This is a genomic window from Pseudoalteromonas sp. GW168-MNA-CIBAN-0100 (assembly GCF_040309225.1).
In the GTDB taxonomy this organism is placed as follows: domain Bacteria; phylum Pseudomonadota; class Gammaproteobacteria; order Enterobacterales; family Alteromonadaceae; genus Pseudoalteromonas; species Pseudoalteromonas arctica.
The window spans coordinates 1-329 of record NZ_JBEOOL010000303.1; the positions used below are offsets into that span (position 1 = coordinate 1).

Below are 329 nucleotides of genomic sequence, written 5' to 3' on the forward strand. Positions count from 1 at the left end.
TCATTTGCCTGCAAGCAGCAATTAACTTCATCAAGCGGATAACCATCGCTGGTAATTGCGCCTTTAAACAGCTTAATAGCTACCGCTTTATTTGCTGCTTTTGCAAGGTGAATAACCCCAGAGGCACCTTGGCCAATAACCTGCTGTAATGTGTAATCACTCAGTGGCTTATTCTCTAAACTACTTTTTGTTAGGCACTGGGCTTTATTAAAGGTGTTACCAGCAAAGGCCAGCCAAGTAAGCTTTGGTAACTCAAATAACCAGTTATCTAGGTGCGTTAAGTTATTGGCAGATAAGCGCACTAATTCTAAGTTTGTACACTGCTGCAT

General features: G+C 41.6%; 1 pseudogene. It reads right to left on the bottom strand.

Annotated elements, in window-relative coordinates:
• Positions 1 to 329 (bottom strand): annotated as a pseudogene (locus AAEY62_RS21220) (protein kinase); the annotation flags it as partial.